General features: G+C 55.8%; 18 protein-coding genes and 1 pseudogene. 8 read left to right on the top strand and 11 right to left on the bottom strand.

The annotated features are described in order from the left end of the window. Together Z947_RS0103225 and Z947_RS0103230 are read right to left on the bottom strand one after the other, a co-directional pair. Nucleotides 1–1230: a glycosyltransferase gene (locus tag Z947_RS0103225; protein WP_025042874.1), complete on the bottom strand. Its 1230-nt coding sequence runs from the start codon at nt 1228–1230 to the stop codon at nt 1–3. Then, on the bottom strand, nt 1227–2540 hold the full coding sequence (locus Z947_RS0103230) for a glycosyltransferase (protein ID WP_025042875.1): 1314 nt from the start codon (nt 2538–2540) through the stop codon (nt 1227–1229). The genes Z947_RS0103225 and Z947_RS0103230 overlap by 4 nt, the downstream gene beginning before the upstream one ends. An 88-nt stretch (nt 2541–2628) precedes the next feature. Between Z947_RS0103230 and Z947_RS0103235 the strand changes: the two genes are divergently transcribed. Together Z947_RS0103235 and Z947_RS21775 are read left to right on the top strand one after the other, a co-directional pair. Next, complete coding sequence (locus tag Z947_RS0103235) at nt 2629–3579, top strand: glycosyltransferase (protein WP_025042876.1); 951 nt, start codon at nt 2629–2631, stop codon at nt 3577–3579. Between the two features lie 49 nt (nt 3580–3628). Then, nucleotides 3629–4636, top strand: a pseudogene (locus Z947_RS21775) (glycosyltransferase family 4 protein); the annotation flags it as partial. Between the two features lie 73 nt (nt 4637–4709). Here the strand turns inward: Z947_RS21775 and Z947_RS22315 are convergent. Together Z947_RS22315 and Z947_RS0103255 are read right to left on the bottom strand one after the other, a co-directional pair. Continuing rightward, complete coding sequence (locus Z947_RS22315; RefSeq protein ID WP_025042878.1) at nt 4710–5378, bottom strand: ABC transporter ATP-binding protein; 669 nt, start codon at nt 5376–5378, stop codon at nt 4710–4712. Between the two features lie 4 nt (nt 5379–5382). Further along, a complete protein-coding gene (locus tag Z947_RS0103255) occupies nt 5383–6678 on the bottom strand; it encodes a KpsE/RkpR family capsule polysaccharide export protein (RefSeq protein ID WP_025042879.1) in 1296 nt (431 codons plus the stop codon). Between the two features lie 86 nt (nt 6679–6764). Here Z947_RS0103255 and Z947_RS0103260 point away from each other — a divergent pair, with 86 nt between their 5' ends. The 3 genes from Z947_RS0103260 to Z947_RS20775 all read left to right on the top strand — a co-directional run bounded on the left by Z947_RS0103260 (nt 6765) and on the right by Z947_RS20775 (nt 11632). Next, nucleotides 6765–7574 carry an ABC transporter permease gene (locus Z947_RS0103260; RefSeq protein ID WP_025042880.1) on the top strand — a complete coding sequence of 270 codons (810 nt, stop codon included), beginning with the start codon at nt 6765–6767 and terminating at the stop codon, nt 7572–7574. A 100-nt stretch (nt 7575–7674) separates the two neighbouring features. Continuing rightward, the gene (locus Z947_RS21420; protein WP_025042881.1) at nt 7675–10875 is read left to right on the top strand and encodes a glycosyltransferase; all 3201 of its coding nucleotides are present in this window, start codon (nt 7675–7677) and stop codon (nt 10873–10875) included. Between the two features lie 7 nt (nt 10876–10882). Beyond that, a complete protein-coding gene (locus Z947_RS20775; RefSeq protein ID WP_025042882.1) occupies nt 10883–11632 on the top strand; it encodes a sulfotransferase family 2 domain-containing protein in 750 nt (249 codons plus the stop codon). On the opposite strand, the gene Z947_RS0103275 is transcribed toward Z947_RS20775, so the two are convergent. The 4 genes from Z947_RS0103275 to Z947_RS0103290 are packed head-to-tail and all read right to left on the bottom strand — an operon-like array spanning nt 11587 to nt 14902. Beyond that, the gene (locus tag Z947_RS0103275) at nt 11587–12468 is read right to left on the bottom strand and encodes a sulfotransferase family protein (RefSeq protein WP_025042883.1); all 882 of its coding nucleotides are present in this window, start codon (nt 12466–12468) and stop codon (nt 11587–11589) included. The genes Z947_RS20775 and Z947_RS0103275 overlap by 46 nt on opposite strands. Next, nucleotides 12461–13717: a hypothetical protein gene (locus Z947_RS21425; protein ID WP_156026618.1), complete on the bottom strand. Its 1257-nt coding sequence runs from the start codon at nt 13715–13717 to the stop codon at nt 12461–12463. The genes Z947_RS0103275 and Z947_RS21425 overlap by 8 nt, the downstream gene beginning before the upstream one ends. After that, on the bottom strand, nt 13675–14259 hold the full coding sequence (locus Z947_RS21430) for a hypothetical protein (protein ID WP_025042885.1): 585 nt from the start codon (nt 14257–14259) through the stop codon (nt 13675–13677). The genes Z947_RS21425 and Z947_RS21430 overlap by 43 nt, the downstream gene beginning before the upstream one ends. Nucleotide 14260: 1 nt before the next feature. Then, nucleotides 14261–14902 carry a CmcI family methyltransferase gene (locus tag Z947_RS0103290; protein WP_162171861.1) on the bottom strand — a complete coding sequence of 214 codons (642 nt, stop codon included), beginning with the start codon at nt 14900–14902 and terminating at the stop codon, nt 14261–14263. Nucleotides 14903–15086: 184 nt separating this feature from the next. Here Z947_RS0103290 and Z947_RS0103295 point away from each other — a divergent pair, with 184 nt between their 5' ends. Genes Z947_RS0103295 through Z947_RS0103305 form a run of 3 tightly spaced genes read left to right on the top strand, consistent with a single transcriptional unit; the run spans nt 15087 to nt 19073 of the window. Next, on the top strand, nt 15087–16247 hold the full coding sequence (locus tag Z947_RS0103295) for an acyl-CoA dehydrogenase family protein (protein ID WP_025042887.1): 1161 nt from the start codon (nt 15087–15089) through the stop codon (nt 16245–16247). Further along, on the top strand, nt 16248–18275 hold the full coding sequence (locus Z947_RS0103300) for an acetate--CoA ligase family protein (RefSeq protein ID WP_025042888.1): 2028 nt from the start codon (nt 16248–16250) through the stop codon (nt 18273–18275). It abuts the gene before it with no gap. 12 nt (nt 18276–18287) lie between these two features. Then, nucleotides 18288–19073 carry a carnitinyl-CoA dehydratase gene (locus Z947_RS0103305; RefSeq protein WP_025042889.1) on the top strand — a complete coding sequence of 262 codons (786 nt, stop codon included), beginning with the start codon at nt 18288–18290 and terminating at the stop codon, nt 19071–19073. Nucleotides 19074–19083: 10 nt separating this feature from the next. On the opposite strand, the gene Z947_RS0103310 is transcribed toward Z947_RS0103305, so the two are convergent. The 3 genes from Z947_RS0103310 to Z947_RS0103320 all read right to left on the bottom strand — a co-directional run bounded on the left by Z947_RS0103310 (nt 19084) and on the right by Z947_RS0103320 (nt 22740). Then, a complete protein-coding gene (locus tag Z947_RS0103310) occupies nt 19084–20583 on the bottom strand; it encodes a heme biosynthesis protein HemY (RefSeq protein WP_025042890.1) in 1500 nt (499 codons plus the stop codon). Nucleotides 20584–20596: 13 nt separating this feature from the next. Further along, on the bottom strand, nt 20597–21880 hold the full coding sequence (locus tag Z947_RS20785; protein ID WP_240477505.1) for a COG4223 family protein: 1284 nt from the start codon (nt 21878–21880) through the stop codon (nt 20597–20599). A gap of 155 nt (nt 21881–22035) precedes the next feature. Next, nucleotides 22036–22740, bottom strand: a complete 705-nt coding sequence (locus Z947_RS0103320) for a uroporphyrinogen-III synthase (RefSeq protein WP_052880595.1) — start codon at nt 22738–22740, stop codon at nt 22036–22038. Nucleotides 22741–22789 lie beyond the last annotated feature (49 nt).

Consider the following 22789-nt stretch of genomic DNA (forward strand, 5'->3'; position numbering starts at 1 on the left):
TCACGCGGCGCGTTCAGTGTCATGCAGAACTTGATCCACCAGCGCCGCAAATGCCTGCGCCTGATCGTCAAAGCAAACGACCGGATAGACCGGTCTGTTTCGCCTGTCCTTTTGCAAAACCTGCGAAACCGCATCACGCAGACGGTTAGGCGGGGCTGCGATCGGGATCAGGTTTTCCGACCGCACAGCACCGTGTTCAACCGTGCCACCGCTATCGGTCTGGATCACTGTGATGCCGCGCGCCAATGCTTCGCGGATGGCAAGGCCAAAGGTCTCCTTCCACTGTGACATGAACAGCAGCACATCAATCTCGGCGTAAAAGTCATCCATGTTGTGCTGTTCAAAGCGGGGGTAAATCTCCCAAGCGCCCGAAAGCTTGCGCAAGTGTTTTTCCTGCCACCAGGAATTGTCGCGGCTGCCTTCAACGACAAGACCCCTGAAATCATCCGTCTTCAGGTCGGTAAAGGCTTGTTCGATTTGCGGCCAGCCCTTGATCTGCGCGGGCCCGCCAACATAACCAAACGTAATTCTAGTGTCCCGTGTACGGCGCGCTGCCTGTTTATCGAAAAAGTCCCGATCCGGCGGTTTTATCCCGTTTTCCCAAACAACACCGCGCCCTTCGGCAAAGCCAGACGCCTCGCTCAAATCCTTTGCGAACTGCGACGGATAGGTGACCAGCGCTACCTTTTCACTCATGCTTTTCAGATGATTGAACCGCATCTTCGCGGCCCAGAAATTATCCACGCAACCTTTGCAGTTTTCGATTCGAACGGGGTTTTGACCGCAGTACTTTTCATCCAGTTTGATCATGAACTGCCGCTCGCACAGCCACCAGAAATCATGCACGCTCAGGATTACCGGCACATGCGATGCCTCCGCCGCGGTTATGATGCCTGTGCCGATATCCTGAATGCAATGCGCATGGATCAAATCGGGCTCCAGCGCGCTGATCAACTCGGCCAGTCGCGCGGTGACCTCAGGGTTGTTATATATATCGGCATATGATCGATGTTCTGGAACATTGATTAAATAATTAACAATGCTCCCTTTTTGGCTTTTGATCACAACATAAGGGGCAAGATCGTTGCGCGCACAAAGGGACACGGCCGTCACACGATATCCACCCTTCTTTACCAGCGCAGATGCAACCTGTTCGGCAACAACTGTAGCACCTCCATAGCTGAAAGGCGCGAAAAACACATTCGCTACCAGAATATGGCGCGCATTCATGCCTCAACCCACTCAAGCAGTTCAGGCGCGATGATATGAGGTTGGTCAGAGGCCTGCCAATGATTTTCCAAATTGGAACGGGCCTTTTGACCCATCCTCTCTGCGATCTGCGGACTGGCCGCCATCGCGCGCAAGGCATTCATCCAGTCGTGTTGTTCACGCGCCACAAACCCTGTTTCGCCGTTTTTCACAACAGTGGGCAGATCACCGACATCTGCAACAATCGCGGGCACGCCAACGGACGCCGCATCCAATACCCGCACAGCGCTTTTGCATCGGTTGAATGCATCATCACAAAGCGGCATCACGGTACAGTTCGCCCGCGTTAGGCTGGCAAGATAACGGTCATAATCCAGGAACTTCACCGTCTCGACTTGCGTCTCCAGTCCGTCAGGCAGGTGTGTCATATCAAAATGCCCGATGAGCATCAGCCGGCGATTTCGGTCAGACTGAATAAACTCTGACAGGGGGGCGATGATCTCGCCCAAATCAATCTCGTGACCCTGTGATCCGCTTGCAAATGCCACACGAAAAAGCCCGTCCTTATCCCCCCGTTCAGCGATTGCTGCGGCACCCGCCTGAAGTGTCTGTGCATCGGCAAAATTGCGCCTGACATGCACCGGGCGACCCGTATAAAGCGCCGCATGCTTTGCCATGCCGGGGGTCGAAACGGACAAGACATCAGCGCCGTTCATCATGCTAAGGTACTTCGGTGCCTCCGACACAAAATGGCTCTTCATTGTGGGGTCCAGAGCTTCCATATTTCGATAGGTCTCGTAAGCGGAAACCGAAAACAGTGGGTCGTCCAGATCATAAAGAATTGGCAGTCGCAGCCGCCGCGCCTCGTACCGGATCATGTCCGCCGCCGTGCCTGTTTGCAGTCGATATTCCATAAGATGGGTTGCGTGTTGCATGATCCGTGCTGCACGCGGGATATCCTGATAATGTGAATATTCGAATTCAACCCCCCTGCTCCGCCAGAACCCGGCAAGTTGCTCAACACGGTATTTCCGGCATTGCGGCAGATTCAAATCAGCAATCATCGCAATCTGGCGCCGCCCCCGTTCAAGAGCTGGCGCTTGTAGCACGTGAAAAGCCTCTTGCTGTGCCAGCGCCTGCCAGACCCCATGCAGGTATTGGTCGGGCGCTTTGGCGCCTGAACCGGCCACCAAGGATACCGAGCCAATTCCCGACCCGCGCACCCGCCGAGAAACATAGTCAAACGCCCGTTGAACCGCCTGCCCCACGCCCTCCTGCTTCACGACCGACAGGAACCGCTTAAGCAATGTCAGCAAGGGCAATTTCGGCACAAGAACTCTCCTTTGTCGCGGTCAGGACGAGAACTAATTGACGACACTTAACAATTTGTGAACTTTTTTAGTTTGTTCTGAGATGGACATGACAAGCAATTCAACCTCCCACGACCGCCCTTTAAAGGTCACGATACTGTTGGGTATCCACAATGGTGCGGACCACCTGAACGCCCAATTGAAAAGTATATCACGGCAATCCCACGCCAATTGGCACCTGATTTGCAGCGATGATGGATCGACCGATAACAGTCTGGCCATTTTAAGCGATTTCGCGAAATCCCATCCGGGTCAGGTAACCCTTAACGTCGGACCATGCAGAGGCTTTTCGCATAATTTCATGTCCATGATATGCGCCCTTCCAAAGGAAGCCGGATATGTAAGTTTCGCCGATCAGGATGACGTCTGGCACCCTGAAAAACTTACCCGCGCCCTGCGGCAGTTAAACAATATCGGATCTACGCCCGCGCTGTATTGCGGACGACAAACCTATTGGTATCCAACAACAAACCGGCAAGTCACTTCACCGGAAATGATGCGCCCCTTCACCCTGCGCAATGCGCTCATTGAAAATGTGGCAACTGGAAACACCATCATGCTCAATCCTGCCGCTGCCCGACTTGCACAGCATGCCGCCTGCCGGACGCCGTCTGTTTTTGCCCATGATTGGTGGCTGTATTTGCTGATGACGGCGACGGGTGGCATTGTTCATTTTGACAACGGCCCGCCTGCCATTTTTTACCGACAACATCCCCGCAATGTCATCGGGGCCGGAAAAGGGTTGCTTGCACAAATCCATCGAAAATCCGGTGTCCTGCGCGGCGTCTTTTCCCGACGAATTGATGGAAACCTTCAGGCTTTGTTCGCAATAGAGGACCTGATGACACCACAAGCCCGCGATATCTGTCGCCGCTTTTCCCAAGCCCGCCGCAAATCCACATTGGCGCGACTTGCGGCCATGCGCCGGATTTCTCTGTATCGCCAACACCGCGCTGACACGCTGGGATATTGGGGGGCTGCAAGTCTTGGCCGACTATAGTTTTAAACCGAAAATCACGCTGGTGGGCGGGGACGGGCGCCCCTCAGGCGTGCCGCGTCATATTCTTCATCTGGTCTCCGTCCTGCAGGAAGAAGCCGACCTTTCCGTCATCAGCGACAAGGACGAAGGTGGCTATACCGCTTTGCAGGAGATGAAGGTCCGACACATCGTGATCAAAGGGCTGACCAACCGCCCGTCCTTGCGCCACCATTGGCACGGAATTTCCAGCCTTTTGAACACCCTTAGAAACGAGGCGTCCGACATGATCTGGGTCCACGCACGGTTGCAGGTGCTGGTTTGCCGGTTGCTGTTGGCCTTTCGGATATGGAAACCCAACTGTCCGGTTGTATTTACCCACCATGGTCTCCCATACGGGCGCGGATATCACCCGCTGGTCCATCGCATCTGTAAGGGGTTGGAAAAACTGCTTGTCGCAACCTGCCCACCGCAGGATCTGGTATTTCTCAATCACCGGATGGCAGGGTGGATGGCCAGGGACGCACATGCAACCAGATTAGCCCGTCATCGTATTCACATTTTACCAAATTGCTCGAACCTGCGCCCCCTTCCACAGGTGCACAAGACCGGAATCAAAAGGCTTGTCATGACCGGCCGAACTGGTCGTCAAAAAGACTACGATGTCGCGATCCGGCTTCTTGCTGAACTTCCGGACCATTTTAGGCTTACCCTTTGTGGACCGGGCACAGACGATCTTAAATTCCAGTCCAACATCGCCGCGCTGACCACTCAAGCGGTTTTCGATCGGATCACGTTTACGGGTCCCTTGCCAGATGCACGCCAACCCATCAGTACCGCAGACGCATATTTGCTGACCTCGCGGTACGAGGGGACGCCAATCGGTGCTCTCGAAGCATTCGAAGCTGGGCTACCGATCATCCTGCGCAATTTTGACGGTGCAAACGATCTTGTTTCAAAACACCCTTGCGGGTTGGTTATGGGCGACCAAAACCTTGCGCATGAAGCAAAACGGATCATTGCCCTACTGAATGAATTCGATCGCAACGCCGCCACTCTGCGCGCGAGCATTAAACGGGTTTGGCGTGCGCATTGGGCACCAGCTATTTTTGCACGCAACGCCCGTGCACTTGTGCGGTCGGTTCTGCGCACCGCTAACCCTCAGGTGGAAGCGCGAGATTGTATTCGTGATGCTCCAATGCTGCATCAAGGTCTTCATAAAAATGCAGCTGCCCGCGCTCAAGTACCGCCGCCATATTACACAGCCGCCGCACCATCGGCGCAGAATGGGTTACAACAATAGCCCCGGCGGTTTCATTCCTTTTGTCGAAAACCTGAACACTCTTGTGTCGGAACGCCCCATCCCCGACAGAGGTCACTTCGTCGACCAGATAAGTATCAAACGGAATGCCCATCGACACGCCGAACGACAGGCGCGATTTCATGCCCGCAGAATAGGTGCGCAACGGCATGCGAAAATGTGCTCCCAACCCGGCAAAATCCTCAACAAACCGGACCAGACCGTCGCTGTCCACGCCATAAAGCCGCGCCACAAATCGGGTGTTTTGCACCCCTGTCAGATCAGGATGAAACGATCCTTGAAAACCAACTGGATAGGAAATGCTACCCGTTGATAAAACCCGACCGGACGTCGGCCGGATCGTCCCCGCGATAAGTTTCAAGAGGGTGCTTTTACCCGCACCATTCCGGCCCAAAAGCGCGACACTTGCGCCGGTCGGAAAAGTAGCCGTAAGGTTTTCGACAATCGTCTGGCGTCCACCGCGTGTTGGAAAATGTTTGGTCAAGTTTTCAAGATAGATCATATGCTTAACTTCTGTCGCGAAGCGAATAATACACCAGGCACAGAATCGACCACGTGAAAAAACAAAACACAGCGCTCAGCGCAAGGATCAGTTCCCGCTTTGGAAATTGCGCTCTCTCTGCCAACGTCGGCTTTACATGGGCGGCCAAATAGCGGCTTTGTTTTCGGACTTCGGCCAATGCTAAATCATGCGCCGCCAGTGCCGCGACATAGGCTGCTTCGGCAAATTCCCGATCCACAATTAGTCCTTCGTATTCCCCCACCAAATTGGCAAAGGCTTCTCCACTTTCGCCATCAACGCCAAGCCCAAGGTTACCGCGCTCGGATGAAATCCGTCCCTCGATCACTTCGATCCGCCGCTTCGCTTGCGTAATCCGCGGGTCATTTTCGCGCGTTGTATCTTGCAACAGATCATGGTCAATTAACGCCTCTGCCAATTGCTGCTGCAAAGTCACCAACAACCCCATCTGGTTTTGCGTATCTATACTGGGGTCTACAATTTGGGTCCGGTTGCGAAATTGCGTCAGGGCGCGCCGCGCTGTCTTTAACCGCTCGACGGCACTTGCCAGTTCTTCGCGGGTAAAGCGGATAGAATCCTCTTGCGCGATGCGCGACAGGCTATTGATCATCGCAGTACATTCATCAAGGATCGCTTGCGCGACCCGCAGCGCATCTTGCGGATCAAATGCCAGCACTTCAAGATCAATCAAACCCGTGCTGCTGTCGTAGATGATCGAGATTTTTCGCTCCCAATGCTCCTGCAAATCCTCGATTGTTCCTTCAGGATCAAAGGCAAATATCGGGTCTTGTTCTATGTTGATGCGAGACCAGACCGTCCGCAAATCCACACGCTGATCGACCCGTGACACCAGTTCCTGACTGGAAAGATAAGCGAAAAGGATATCGGTATCGGACGAGCTGGAGCCGGAAAGCTCTGTAATGCCCCCCAAAAGCTCGATGGCTGAACTTTGTTCTTCGGTACGGACAGAAAAGGCAACGCGAGAGGCATACTGATCCGCCGCTTGGGTCCACAGGTAATAGGCAACAAGGACAATCGGACTGACCACAAGCAACATAAAGGTGAACACCAGAAACCGGTGTCTTTTGCGCGGGCGCGCAGGTTTGGCCGGTGGTTTGATATTAAATTTCGGAATGTCCGGGCCAACCGGTCGGGCAGGGGCCGGTTCTGACAGATCGACACCAGCGGCCGCACCCGCCGGTGCCGCACCACTCTGCGCTGAATGTTTGAGATGCCTGATTTTGCCAATCAATTGCGCATCATCTTGGGAGCTGTCCGGCATGTACGTTAACTTTTTGGTTGTCTTTATGAAAGAATATGCTCGTTAAGGTTAATTTTTGGTAACCTTGAACTGCGGAGAGGTAACAGATGTCGATCCATCCAGAAATCTCGACCAAACTAAGGTCCCACACCCGTTCCCATGCCACGCTCCGCGCTATTGGTGCGCTGGTTTTGCGTGAAATCACAACAACTTATGGTCGATCCCCCGGGGGATATATCTGGGCAATCCTAGAACCTGCCGCGGGAATTACACTGCTAACGCTCGTGTTTTCCGTCGGCTTCAGAACGCCCCCTTTGGGGACAAGTTTCGCGCTTTTTTACGCGGCAGGCATTTTGCCATTGATGATGTACACCGATATTTCCACCAAATTGGCGCAGACAATCCAATTCAGCCGCGCCCTGTTAACCTATCCAAGGATCACGTTTCTCGATGCCTTGATCGCGCGGTTCATCCTGAACTTCCTGACGCAGATGATGGTACATTGCATCGTTTTGGGGTTTATCCTGATCTTCCTTAAACCGATGACAACGCTGGATTATTCCAAAATCAGCCAAGCTTATCTTTTGACAGTTGCGCTGGCTATTGGCATCGGCACATTGAACAGTTTTCTCACGCTCGCCTATCCGGTCTGGCAGACAGCGTGGTCGATCCTGAACCGTCCATTGTTCTTGGTATCATGTGTATTTTTCATTTTCGAAAGCGTTCCACAGCCCTATTCGGATTACTTGTGGTTCAATCCGATCGTGCACATTGCCGGTTTAATGCGCGACGGATTCTATCCGTTCTATCAACCCACCTATGTCTCTATCGCCTATCCTCTTGCAGTGGCCGCAATGACGACGATGGCCGGACTGTTCCTTCTGAACCGCTATCATCGGGACATTCTGGATAAGTAAGACCCGCTTAATCAAAGTTAACTCAAATTTAAGACAATCTATGCGGTAGTGACCTTCGGAAATCATGTGCAGTTGCGCAGGAACAAGAGGTCACCCATCCATGTCACTCGATTTTTCATCGGAATTGCGTTGCCTTGTCATGTTGGACGGCAAGGTTTTTGGAAACGTTGATCAAACCGCGACCGACCGACCGATGGAAATCAGATTGGGCGGTGCGCTTGCCCCGTTCGAAACTTGTGCCCACAACCCGGCACCCATCCTTAAACGTGCGGCGACCCTGCGGTTGGATACGCAGAACATGGCGCAACGCTCCAGTTCACTTCCCGCAGAATCCCTTCCCGGGGAAGTCTATGCCTGCTGGGTGAACCATCTTGACGATTGGACGCTGAGTGGCAGCCAGACCGTTCAGGTCATGATCAATCGCTTCGAGGCACAGTGCCAGATCTTTTTCGATAACAAAATTTCGGTGCCCGAGGTCAAGGACGGAATGGTTTTCCAAGCCAGCCTTGCGGCCCATCGCGCTGCCGCTAGCCTGTGCCTTATCTTTCGCGATCCCGTCTCGCAGCAAGAAGAACGGCACTTTCTTCCTTTCGACACGGCGCATTCAGGGGGCACCGCGCGCAGCGGATACGCGCATGTCCGCCACCCGCTTCCTCAACATTTTGAAAGCTGTGATGTCAGTTTCGAAATCGAATATCGCAAACATTTGCCCGACAACAAGGGCACCGAACCCTTTCTGTTTCTTGCCGACGTTCATGTGGCGGGTGCGGAATCAGAAGAATCAGAAACTCTGATCCTTGAACCCGAATGGATATACGGACGCACCGAAGTCTCCGACGGGCAATGGCTCAGCGCCGATTTGCCCGACATGCTGGCCGCCGGTCAGGGGCTTTCGGTACAGATGGGTCATGACGTCTTTCCCATCACACCGATGTCCAAACCGGAATTTTCGGTGCGCGAAAACTATGGTCACACATTGGTGTGCCAGTCTGCACAAGCGATGGAACTGGTGCTTTCGATTGACGGGGAATGCGTTCAAGCCCTGCAGATCACGCAGGGCGACAATGTCATCCGCTTGCCGGCGCGCTACCTGAACGGTCACGTGCGCCACCTCGCGCTCAAAGACAAATCAGGGTCGGTTGTCCTGTTTGAGGATCACCAATTAATGCCCTGCATTCTCACGCCCGAGGACGTGATGCGGCGGGAATCCTGCGCCCCTTTCCCCAATGCGCTGCTGCCAGCAACCCCCTATCGGTACAATGCCCTGAAGGCGCTGATGGCGACGGCCAAGCCGGAAACCGATTTCGCCCAACTTCTGCACGCCGTCGAAACCCTTGAAGGGGGGCATGCGAACGTCTCCTTCAAACCCCTGCATTTTCCCAAAGTCGACAACCCCGATGTGTCGGTCATTATACCGGCACATAACCACGTTGATCTGACCTACCTTGCGCTTTGCTCCTTGTTGATCGCTCAAAACAAGGTCTCTTTCGAGGTGATCCTGGTCGATGATGCCTCTACCGACGCAACCTCGCATATCGAGGAACTGGTCACCGGCATTACACTCGTGCGCCACCCCATCGCCCAGCGCTTTATCCGCGCCTGCAATGCGGGGGCGGAACGCGCGCGGGGGAAATTTATTGCGCTTTTGAATAACGATGTCGAAGTGACCAACGGCTGGTTGGACGAATTGCTCGCCGCCTTTGACCGGTTCGAGAATGTCGGGTTGGTTGGCTCGAAACTGCTCTACCCCAACGGTGATCTGCAAGACGCAGGTGGCATTGTTTGGGGCAGTGGCAATCCCTGGAACTACGGGAACAGGCAAAACGCCAACGATCCGCGTTTTTGCTATGCACGCCAGGCCGATTATCTGTCAGGCGCCGCCATGCTCGCGCCCGCTTCCGTGTGGAACGAAGTTGGCGGGCTCTCCGCCTATCTCGAACCCATGTATTTTGAGGACACGGATTTCGCCTTCAAGGTGCGGGCGGCTGGGTACACCACGTGGTTCGTTCCCTCTTCGGTTGTGTACCACTTCGAAGGAATGACCTCTGGCACCGATGTCACCACCGGGTTTAAAAAATTTCAGGAAATCAACCGCCCCAAGTTCAAACGCAACTGGGCCAGTGCCTATGGACCTCACGGGGTCGAAGGGCAATCGCCCGACCTCGAAAAAGATCGCGGCATTGTCGGCCGTGTTCTGTTCATCGACTATGCACCGCCCCGCGCCGACAAGGATGCCGGTTCATATGCGGCCCTGCAAGAAATGCGGCTGGTGCAGTCGCTGGGGTACAAGGTTACCTTTGTTTCGACCAACATGGCGCATCTGGGCAAATATACCGAAGACCTGCAAAAGTCCGGTGTCGAAGTCATCTATGCCCCGTTCTATATGAACGCCGGCGAATACCTTGACCGGCATGCCGCTGAATTCGATGCCTTTTACATCACCCGCTACTATGTGGCGCAGACCGTTCTGGAACAGATCCGGCGGCTGGCCCCGAATGCGCGCGTGCTTTTCAACAACGCCGACCTGCATTTCCTGCGCGAACTGCGCACCGCCAAAAGCGAAGATGACGCAGGCAAACTCGAACGCGCGCGTCAAACCCGTACCGAGGAAATCGAGGTGATCCGCAATGTCGATGTGGTCTTGTCCTATAATGACATCGAACATTCGGTGATCGAGGCCTATACTGACGGGCAATCCACCGTTGTCACCTGCCCTTGGGTTGTCGATGTCCCCAGCGCCATTCCCGCCGCGCGCGCCCGCAAGGGTCTGTCCTTTCTGGGCAGCTTTCGCCATCACCCCAATACCGAAGGCATCCAGTGGTTTGTCCGCGACGTGATGCCTCGGCTGATCTCACAAGATCCCTCTGCGCATCTTTCGATCTACGGCTCTGGCATGGGGGACGATATTCGTGCCCTGCAAACCGACCATATCCTGCCGCATGGGTTTATCGACAATGCCGCTGATGCTTATAACGCTCACCGTGTTTTCGTAGCACCGCTGTTGTCCGGCGCCGGCATCAAGGGCAAAGTGCTTGGCGCGCTTTCGCATGGCATTCCTTGCGTCCTCAGTCCTGTCGCTGCCGAAGGGATCGGGCTACGTTCCGGTTATGATTGCATCGTTGCACAACGACCCGAAGAATGGGCAGATGCGATTGATCTGCTAAGCCACGATGATATCTTGTGGGAAACCCTGTCTCAGAATGCCCGCGGGTATATGCACAACAGCTTTTCGTTCCAACGGGGGCGCGACCTGATGCGGGCAGCTTTTGAAGCGGCGGATATGTATGGCAGTCGGGCCTGATCAAACGATGCGCCATATTATCCTTCATAACCATCTATTCAAAAACGCTGGCACCTCTGTCGACCATATCCTGCAGCAAAACTTCAAAGGGCGCTGGGTCACCCGGGAATTTCCTGATCCGCGCCCTGACAAAACTCGCGATATCGCCGGCTGGATTAACGGCAACCCCGACGCAATCGCCTTTTCTTCCCATACAATACAAACTGTCTTACCCACCCTTCCCGACGTTCGCATCATTCCGATCATCCTGCTGCGGGATCCGGTTGACCGGATTGCCTCCGCCTACCGCTTCGAACGCACACAAAAAGCCGATACCCGCGGGGCGCAACTGGCCCGCCAGAACGGGTTTGCCGGTTACGTTCACGCACGACTTGAGACAAACGGCGATCGCCAGTGTCGCAATTTTCAAACCCATCGTCTGGCGGCACTTAGCTCAGACCCAATGGCCGATGAATTGACGCGCGCACAAACCGCTGCCGCTCTGATCGCGCGGACGGGTATTTTGGGTTTGGTTTCAGAATTTGACGCCGCGATGGCCCGGTTAAGCGTGTTGATCAAACCTCACTTCCCTGAATTCGATTGGCAGCCCGTGATCGCCAACGCATCGGGCCACAATTCCGTTCAATCCGTTTCCCCCGACATGCGCAGGGTCTTGGAAGATGCCAACCGCGACGATTTCAAGCTGCTGCGCCATGCGCGAAATCTCCTCGCTCACGCGTCGACCGGTGCAGGAACGGTCCAACGGTCAGGCACCTGATACCCCTCCGCCGACACCTCGTCGCAAATCCGCATAACGTCCTCACGAACAAGGGTCGGAAAAAACGCTGGCATCTTGTGCTTCACGCTTTCCGTGAACCGCTGCTCCAGTACCGCTTGAGGATAGTCAAACGGCGGCAGATCCAGAAAATCCTCAATTCCGCGTAGGGTTCCCCGCTGGTCCTGATGCAGGTTCTCGTAGAAAATAACCTTATACATCTCCGGGGAAAGCCCCCCCTTGAGGTTCCGCAATACCGTTCCATATTCGGCGTTTACCCATATGTGGCGACGCTGGATGAACTCAGCAAATTCCGGTGGACCCCAAGTGTCCAGCTTGTCCAAATGGCCGGTCAATTGCAGATGAAATTTGGTATGACTCCACAACCGCTGCACCGGATCGCGCATTGTATAAAGAACCCGCAACCGGTCGCATTTGCTTGAAATCTGCGGCCAGGCCTCCATCGGCAGTTGCGCATGCAAGTTTGAAAAATCACAAGCATATTGCTGATGATCGCGCATATGGAAAAGATTGCGATACCAGTAGTCATCCACAGGCCTGCTGAGATATTGCGCGACCCAATGGAGGTTTGCGCGAATGGCATCAATATTTGCCTTCTCGGGATCAAACCGGAACAGATACCGGTTCTTTGCCTCGCGCAGCCGATAGGCTTCGCTAAGCTGGTTCGGGTTCACATAGCGGTGGTAGAAATAATGGATTTCCTTTTCCATCGCGAAATGCAGCGCGGGGTGGCGCGATAGAACAGCATAAAGCCAGGTGGTTCCCGCCTTCATCGCGCCGACACTTAGAAACAGGTTGGAAAACAGCGCCTTAGACATCAGATTCTCCCACGTATTCCGCGCTTAACCGTTCGATAACGCTCTGGTACATCCGGTGATACACGGGTCGTTTAAAGTGGTTCAGATCAATCATATCCTCTGCTCCCTCAATAAAATCTGCCGGATCAAGCAGGATGATATTTTTGCGCCCCCGCGCGACGGAGCGAAGATTCACATTCAACCTTTGATGGTGCGGATGGGGCGGTCTGTCCGGGTTGGCAAAGTGTAACGGGCCGCGTTCAGGGGCCAATACAATCACCACCTGTGCATCTTGCGAAATATGGTCAAGAATTCGCGTATATCTGCGCGTCATTTCCACGTCTGACAACAACCCCTGATGGGTAAAGTCGCGGGTCAGAATACCCAGCCTTTGGCGTTGCACATCCGTCTCTGCCACTGCTTCGCGCAATTCAGTTTTGGCAATCAAATCATGATTCTGCGCACCCACAAGCCAATAGGGCAAAGACAAGTCTGTTTCGTTATGGCGGTATTCCGGTATGTCGGCGTCCGCCCAAAAGCTGAGGAAGCACAACGTTCGGCCCTGTGGAATGACGCTAAGTTGCGAGGTGAAATCGCTGTCCGCGTAACCAAGCAATGCCGCCGCCGCATGCTGTTTCTCGTTCAGAGGTGTTTCAAGTGCCGGCATCAAAAATGAGGAATGATCGCGCCGGAACATTTGCCCATTCAATGGCTGGTTGAACTCCTCGGTCAGATCATCCGTGTGCAACGCAAAATAGTGCATCAAACTGGCCAGATCACAGCCGCCCCGCGCGATGATATGATCAAACCGGAGCATCGGATCCGCTTTTGCGGTGCACATCTCCTGTGCTGTGGTGGGCTCAATCCAGTCCACTCTTACAGGTCGCTGCATCACATCTGACAGAACGCTACCGGCGATCTGCATTGGCGGATGTCCCAGATGTGCGTAAGTCCAGTGTTCGATGTACATATTCAATATGCGACATGAAAAGCAAAAATGTTTTATTTTCCGAACGTTATGCAGTCGCTCAGTCAGATAAAGACCGACAAAACCATAGTCGCCAAAATCATCGCAAACTCGTATCAACGCGGCATCAGTTGTGTTCAACGCCAGCAATCCGGCAAGCTCGGCGCGCGCCGCTTGCAGATCATCGGGCAGTCGGATTTTGGTAAAATTAAGCTGGTTGGTCCGATTAATCAATTCAATCGCGCGGTCCAGATGCATCTCTACATCATACTCGATCTGCACGCGCACGTTCGATTTACGCAAAAACGCGATCGTATCGCCCTCGACACCACCTGACGCGACAGCTTTTTTTCTTTGATCTTGTATTGCGCCAGTCGCCTGAATTCCGGATCGGGCTTGCCCTGAAGCTGTGGCGCATCCGAAAGATCGGAGATCAAATCTGGCAAACCGACATTCAACCCCGGATTGGCGTCTGCTGCTTGCGCAAGGTTCATGGGATTGTCATCCAGAAACAGCACCGATGGCGCGCGCAACCCGATTTGCCCCAGCATCGCAGCAATCCGTGGCCCTTTCGGGGTCCAATCAATGCTGGGAAAGATAAAGTAATCCCACAGATCGCGCTCCTTTAGCAGCGCCTCAATATCGCTTGCGTCATTCTTGGAACAGATCGCCGACATGATCCCGCGTGCGGCCAGTTCGATTACCAGCGCATGATGATCATCGCGATACCTTATGCCCCCTTCGGTCAGGGTGCCGTCCCAGAATGTGTCGTCCAGATCCCAGATCACCAGCCGGATGTCTTCGGCAAAAGCCCTAGGGTCAAACTTTGGCTGAAGAACACCCATCCTAGCGCTTTCGCAGATAGCCGTTGGGATTGGTCGTCGCATTCACCCCGAACATATCGCAATAGGTTTTGTCGATATCGTAGATGTCGGGATGTTGCGTCAAATAGGTTTCCAGCGCGCGGCTGGGGCCGCCGTCAAACCGGTCCGCTAGATCCAGCTCGGCCAGCACGCTGTCTTCCATGATCAGATATTCACCCGACCGCAGATGTTGCGCGCCGAACTCCAGAACCGCCATGCAGGCATCAAACGTATGCGCGCTGTCCTCTGACAATATCCACGGGCGTGGCAGATCGAACAGTGCGTTTTGTTCAAAAGTCTGCTCCAACGCCATGACGTCCCCGGCGACAAAGCGGATACCGTCAAACCGGTCGTCAACATCCGGCGGTGCGCGGTCAATCGACACGATCTGCGTCTGCAAACCGTACATCCTGACCACATCACGGAACATCATGGCTGAACCGCCGAATTTCGTCCCTATTTCAATGAATGTGGCGGGCTGAACCGCATGGATCAGATGCAGATATAGCGCGATATCAATCGGCGATTTGTTACACATCACATCGCGGTAGTGGTATTGCATCACGCCGTGGTGGTACGCCCCAAGCTGGGGCCGCGTGAAGGGCGTTTTGAACGAACGGATCATCATCTTCCTTTTTGGGCGGGCCCATCCCGCAGGGCCTGACAATCTGCGCCATGCCCTCCCTTTGTTCTGCCTCGAAAGCAGTAAACAGAAGATTAACTTTTGCCGCGCGATGTCGCATTTAGCAGATAGATTTCCGCGCTGATCTGCCTAAGGTCACGAAAACCGACCGATAAAGGATACCCCTATGCATTTTGGCCTCAGCGAAGAACAAGAGATGATCGTCTCTACCGTGCGCAGCTTTGTGGAAAAGGAGATTTACCCCCATGAAGCCGAGGTCGAGCGCACCGGACAAGTGCCCCACGAACTGGGCGAAGAGATCAAGCAAAAAGTCATTGATCTGGGCTTTTACGCCTGTAATTTCCCCGAAAGCGTCGGCGGTGCGGGTCTGTCTCATGTTGATTTCACGCTGGTAGAACGCGAGTTGGGCCGTGGGTCCATGGCGCTCACGCATTTTTTCGGGCGCCCACAAAACATCCTGATGGCCTGCAACGACGAACAACGCGAACGCTACCTGTTGCCTGCCGTGCGCGGTGAACGCATGGACGCTTTGGCGATGACGGAACCTGATGCCGGTTCAGACGTGCGCGGGATGAAATGCAGTGCCCAACGCGATGGCGGGGATTGGGTGATCAACGGGTCGAAACACTTCATTTCCGGCGCTGAACATGCCGACTTCTTTATCGTTTTCATTGCCACCGGCGTTGATGAAACCCCCAAAGGTCCCAAGAAACGTATTACAACCTTCCTTGTCGATCGTGGCACGCCGGGGTTCGAGGTGCGCGATGGCTATAATTCGGTCAGCCACAAAGGCTATAAAAACTGCATCCTCTATTTCGACAATTGCCGCCTGCCCGACGCCCAGGTGCTGGGCGAGGTTGACGGTGGTTTTGCCGTGATGAACGAATGGCTTTATGCCACCCGTATCACCGTCGCCGCCTTCAGCGTGGGCCGGGCGCGGCGCTGTTTTGACTATGCCCTGAACTACGCCGCTGAACGCAAACAATTCGGCCAGCAGATTGGTAAGTTTCAGGGTGTCTCGTTCCAGATTGCAGATATGATTACAGAGATCGACGCAGCTGATTTGCTGACCCTTTCAGCAGCTTGGCGGCTGGATCAAGGGTTGCCTGCAAACCGCGAAATCGCCAGTGCGAAACTTTACGCATCAGAGGCTCTAGCACGCGTTACAGACACCACTCTGCAGATATTTGGCGGCATGGGGTTGATGGATGATTTCCCGATTGAACGGTTCTGGCGTGACGCCCGTGTTGAACGCATCTGGGACGGGACTTCGGAAATCCAGCGTCACATTATTTCGCGTGATCTGCTGCGTCCGTTGGGGGCCTGAATGTCGCGCGATCTGAACCGGCTGTTGCGGCCGAAATCCATCGCCGTTGTGGGCGGTGGCGCGTGGTGCAAACAGGTTGTGCTGCAATCTCGCAAGATGGGGTTTACCGGTGACATCTGGCCTGTGCACCCCAAACGCGACACCATCGACGGGCTGCCGGTTTTTCGCAGCATCGGTGATCTGCCCCATCCCCCCGACGCGGCCTTCATTGGCGTGAACCGCGAGGCGACGATTGACATCGTTGCCGACCTTAGCGCGCAGGGCGCAGGCGGTGCTGTCTGCTTTGCCTCCGGTTTTCTGGAAGCACAGGCCGAAGATGCCTCAGGTGCCGATCTGCAAACCGCACTCCTGACTGCTGCTGGCGACATGCCGATCCTTGGGCCCAATTGCTATGGTTTCATCAACTACCTTGATGGTGCGCTGCTGTGGCCGGATCAACATGGCGGCACGCGGGTGGATCGTGGTGTTGCGATCATCACGCAAAGCTCGAACATCGCGATCAACCTCACCATGCAGGCCCGCGCCTTGCCCCTCGCCTATGTCGTCACAGCAGGCAATCAGGCGCAATCGGGCATCGCAGACATCGGTATGTCCCTGCTGGATGATCCCCGCGTGACGGCCCTTGGTCTGCATATCGAAGGGGTCGGCGATCTGCGTGCCTTCGAAACTCTGGCCGCACGCGCGCGCGATCTGGGCAAACCTATCGTCGCGATCAAAGTGGGCCGTTCGGATCAGGCGCGGGCCGCCACCGTGTCGCATACCGCATCTTTGGCCGGACAGGACGCTGGCGCGGCCGCACTGCTTTCCCGTCTTGGCATCGCGCGGGTCGATGATCTGCCGACGTTTCTGGAAACACTCAAACTTCTGCACATTGCCGGTCCGCTGTCGCAAAACACTGTCGCGACGATCAGTTGTTCTGGCGGGGAGGCCAGCCTTGCCGCGGACACCGGCATGGCCCACCACGTCACCTTCCCCCCGCTGAATGCCCGCCAGAAAACCGATCTGCGTGCCGCCCTTGGCCCGCGTGTCGCGCTTGCCAATCCGCTGGATTACCACACCTATATCTGGCGTGATGTACCCGCGATGACCCGCACCTTTGCTGCAATGGCCGATGCTGGCGTCGCCATAACCTTGCTTATCGTCGATTTCCCCCGTGCCGATCTATGTGATCCCTCCGATTGGGACTGCGTAATTGACGCGACCATCGGGGCTGCGCGCGAAACCGGACAGCTATACGGAATGGCAGCGACCCTGCCCGAGCTTATGCCCGAAACGGTCGCGCGTACGCTCATGGCGGCGGGTGTCGTGCCTTTCAACGGGCTAAGCGAAGCACTTGCCGCCTGCGTTGCCGCCACACTGATCCCCCACAACCCCGATCCGCTCACTTTGCCAAACCAAGGCACAGCAGCGACACTCATACCGGAAGGCGCAGCGAAAACCGCACTTGCGGCCTTTGGTCTCGCCGTTCCCAAATCAGCCCGATGCACCTCCATCAGCGCGGTGCAGGAAATTGCGCCAGACATCGGTTTCCCACAGGTGCTAAAGGGCGAAGGCATCGCCCATAAAACCGAAGCGGGCGCGGTAAAGCTTAACCTCACCTCCCGCGAAGAGACCTGCGCCGCCGCGCAGTCGATGAGCGCCTCCAGCTTCCTGATCGAACAGATGATCACAGACACAATCGTCGAACTGCTGGTCGGTGTGATCAACGATCCCGCACACGGTTTTGTCCTGACCTTAGGCGCGGGCGGCACATTGACCGAAATACTGGGCGACACCGTTTCGCTTTTGATCCCTGCCACGGATGATCAAATCATCACCGCCCTTAACCGCCTGCGTATCGCACCAATGCTACTGGGCTATCGCGGCAAACCCGCTGTTAATCTCCCCGCCATCTTGCGCGCCATCAACGCGGTTCAGGATTTCACCATTGCCCATCGCGATGATCTGCAAGAGATTGAAATAAATCCCCTCCTCTGCACGCCAACAGATGCCATCGCCGCCGATGCCCTGTTGCGCCGCAGCCTTTGAAAAGGAACACCCATGTCCGACACACCCGTCAAAACCCACCGCGACGGTGCCATCTTGCAAGTCACGCTGGACCGGCCCAAAGCCAATGCCATTGATCTGAAAACCTCGCGCCTGATGGGCGAGGTCTTTGCCGGTTTCCGCGACGATCCCGAACTGCGCGTGGCAATCATTACCGGCGGTGGTGACAAATTCTTTTGCCCCGGTTGGGATCTCAAAGCGGCCTCTGACGGGGATGCTGTCGATGGGGATTACGGCGTCGGCGGCTTTGGCGGGTTGCAGGAACTGCGCGGCCTGAACAAACCGGTGATCGCCGCCGTGAACGGCATTGCCTGCGGGGGCGGTTTGGAACTGGCCCTCTCCGCCGACATGATCCTTGCTGCAGATCACGCCACTTTCGCCCTGCCTGAAATCCGCTCCGGCACCGTGGCGGACGCCGCTTCTGTCAAACTGCCAAAACGGATCCCCTATCACATCGCGATGGAACTATTGCTGACAGGGCGCTGGTTTGACGTTCACGAGGCCAAGGGCTGGGGACTGGTCAACGAAATCCTGCCTGCGGATCAGCTGATGGATCGCGCATGGGAACTGGCGCGGCTTTTGGCCTCCGGTCCGCCGCTGGTTTACGCCGCGATCAAGGAAATCGTGCGCGATGCCGAAGATGCCAAGTTTCAGGACGCGATGAACCGCATCACAGGGCGACAACTGCCGTCGGTTGATCTGCTTTATTCATCAGAGGACCAGATGGAAGGCGCCCGCGCCTTTGCAGAAAAACGCGATCCCGTTTGGAAGGGTAAGTAACCCGCGCGCCCTAGGGCTTTGCGGGTTCTTCTGCCTTCGGCCCGTCTTCCGGCGGGTCGGTGATCAACTCGACATCTTCGATTGTGTCGCTCATCACAACGGCACCAGCACCATCCGCACCGGATTTATCCTCAACCGCGCCGACAATCAGCGGCAGCATTTGCACACCACCGGGCATCACGACCTCTGACATCGGCGGCGTTTTCCACGACAGCGTGTCAAAGCTTTTGCAATTGCCACAGATCGGCGCCCATTCGCTGTGAATGTTCTGACAGTTGTCGCAGATCCACTGCGGGCCACGTGACACGGCCAATGCGCGCGCCAGCCAGCCTTTTACCACGGTATCCGACGCCCCTTCGCCCCGTTCAATCGCAGCCATCAAGGTCACTGAACGCGCGGTTGGATCGGTTTCCACCAGATCGCCCAGCGCACGACGCGCAGCGGGGAAATCCTCATCCGCGATTAAAAGTTCGGCTTTCAACATCTTGCTTTCGGCGTGGTCCGGTTGCGATTTGATCAACGCCTGGAACCGCTTGATCCGCGCTGCGGGCTTCTCATCCGGCTCAATCGCGGCAAAGGCAGCGGCCAGATCGGGGTGCGGTTGCACGCTCCACGCTTTACTCAAAACACGGGCCGCATAACGTGGTTTGCCCTGTTCAATGTAACCCTGCGCGGCCAGTACAGCAGCCGGAATCAAATCGGGCGACAAACGGTTCGCTTCAATCGCCACCTCACGGGCTTCGATATCTTTGCCCTCGTCGATGATGTCCTTGGCTTCGGAAAGCGCCAGAACGGCATCACGGCGTTTATGCACATCGCGGGGCAACTGACCGTTCTTCAGCTTGGCGCTCAATGTTTTGCGCGCACCGGTCCAGTCTTCCTTGCCGGCCTGCAATTGCAACAGCACATCACCGGTTTCCGCATGTTTCGGCTTCAGGGCAAAAGCTTTCTCGGCCAACTTCAATGCAGTCTCTGTGTCGCCTTCTGCCAGCTTTTGTTTCATGATGCCGCGCACCCCGACAAAACGGGTCGCCTCATCCTCTACCAGTTTGCGATACGTCTCTTCGGCCTTGCGGGTATCGCCCGCCATTTCGGCGGCTTGTGCGGTCAACAGATTGGTCAACGCAGGCTTTTGCAGATATTTATCCGCCTTCGCCGCCTTGGCCATCGCGACCTTGCCCTCACCGCTGGCAAGCGCCATCAGCCCCTCAGCCAGTGCATCAAATCCTTTGCGTTCACGGTTGCGATCGAAATAGCGCGACAACGCGGTCTCGTCCCCATTCAGGAACTTCCACGTGGCAACCAGCAGTGAAAACACTTTCAGCAGCAGCCAGACCGCGATCATCAACACCGCAACGCCAATGACGGATTGCAGCGGGCCGAAACTATATTCGGTACCCATCACCGTGACCTGAATACCGCCCTCGCTTTCCAGCAAGAACCCCGCACCCCATGCCAACGCCGCCACAACAGCAACAAACAGAATAATCTTGATCAATGACCACAACATAAATTTAACTTTCTCAGTTTGCCGTCAGGCGTTGGGACAGATCCTGCACCGCGGCTTCTGTCGCGGCACGTGCGCGCGCAGCTGCCAGCCATTCCGCCATCGCGTCTTGCACCGGCGCGGGCAGCGTTTCGATTTCCGTCAAAGCATCGGCAACGCGGCCTTCACGCACAGCCGCTTCGGCACGTGACAGCACCGCGTCCGGGTCATCCCCTTCGCGTGGGGCCACGGATCGCGCACCCAGCTGACGTTTCAAAAACGCACCGACACCGCCTGCGGTATCATCACCACCGCTGGCGCGGGCCACGGACAGGGCCGCGCGCGCCGTATCAGGGAAAGTCGTCTGCAAGCTCAACAAGGGGGCAACCCCGTCTGCATTCTCGTTCAACGCCGCGGGTATGTTTTCGACACCGCTGTCGGTCAAATCCTGTACAGCGGCTTCAAACCCGGCACCCGTCCCCAAGGCCGCTGTAATCGCGGTCAATGCTTGTTGTGCCTGCGCCGCGCGGGCCGCATTCGCTGTTGCCTCTTCCACGCTCAAGGCGTTTTCCAGCAGCCGTGAAATTTCGCTCTTCTGTTCCTCGACCGACGCCTGCAACGTCTCCAGAACCTCGGCATATTCTGCTGAAACGCCGCTCCCCTCACCCGATGGCGCGGACCGGTTCTCCAACTCTTTCAGCCGTACTTCAATCAGCGACACAGTGTCGGACAGCGCAGCGATACTGCTTTGCACATCTTGCAATTCGGGAATTTCAACGACAGGTGCCTCAGCATTTTCCAAAGTCGCAATGCGGTCAGCCTGCGCGCTCAGGGTCCGGTCAATCCCGTCCAGATCAGCACGTGTGTTGAAAACATTCATTTCCGCCGCAAGAAACCCCAGTCCCCCCGCGATCACACCACCAAAGACCAGGGGCCAAAATACGCTGCCCTTGGGTTCGCTTGTCTGCTGGGGTGGCGGCGCTGTTGGCTTTACGTCTTGCGCTGCCGGCTTTGGCGTGGGGGTCTTTGCTGCTTCCGTCGGCTTGTCGTCCGGTTTTGCAGCGTCATCCGGTTTTTTCGACGCTTCCGGTTCGGCAACCTTCTTCGCCGCATCCGGTTTGGCCGTTTTCGGGATTGAACTTGTTGTCGGGGCGCTCACCGTTTTTGCAGATGGCGCCTTGGCAGATTGCGGTGCCTTCGCAGGGGTGCTGGCCGTCTTGGTAACCGCCTCAGCGTCTTTCTTGCCAGCAGACGCAGGCTTACGCGATGGCGCAGGTTTTGCCGGTTGGTCCGTCGACGCACCGGTTTGCGTTTTACTCACATTGCTGTCCGCCTTAGCGCTTGAATCTTTCGACGCTACCGAACTGCTTTTACTGCTCGGGGTCGGTTTTTTCGCTTTCGCCACACTGCATACCCTTCTGATTCTGACCTGCGCCAGATGAACTCTAACACCTTACCCGCCAACGTCGCCCTGCTTCAAGGAAACCTATCGCCGCACAAAAGCATTTCAACCGTTCGGACCATTTCTTCACCCGTCGGTGCCTTCGCGATGTGCAGTGCTTTCGGTAACTTGCCCTGAAAAACCTCCGCTACACTAGGGCTAATCGCCGCGACTGCAACACGTCGCAGGTCCTGCGCCTGATCGACAAACTGCGCGGCCGTACGCGGAGAGAACAGGGGAACAATAACCGGTACTTCCCCCGCAAGCATCCTTTGTGCATCCTTTGACAACGGCCGCAAATGTTGCGTGTACAGGGTGAAAACATCAACCTGCATACCGGCCTGTGTCAAACGCTGCGCGATTTGCCCGCGCCGGTGTTCTCCCGCCAGATGCACAAACCTGCCCGTGACTTTGGCGTCCCGCATGCGTGCCACCAGTTCATCCGCCGTCTGCGCCACCATTTCCACCTGCCAGCCCGCGGCTTTAGTCGCTTTGGCCGTCTGTACCCCCACACAAAATGCAATGCCATTCGAAAGTGTCGGTGCAAAATCCAGCGCGCGCGCAGAGGTAAAGATTGCACCGTCATATCGTGACACATCCGGCGCTTCACCGCACTTATCAATCTCTAACAAGGGCGAAATGCAGATCGATACATCTTGTAATGCACTCTTTGACAGACGCGCGGCAAACCGTTCGGCGCTGTCGCGGGGCCGCGTCAGTAGCAGCGCAGGCTTATCCATTTGAGGTCCGAGCATTGTTTGCCATCGCCTGTGGTGATACCTGCGGGGG

Source organism: Sulfitobacter geojensis (assembly GCF_000622325.1).
In the GTDB taxonomy this organism is placed as follows: Bacteria; Pseudomonadota; Alphaproteobacteria; order Rhodobacterales; family Rhodobacteraceae; genus Sulfitobacter; species Sulfitobacter geojensis.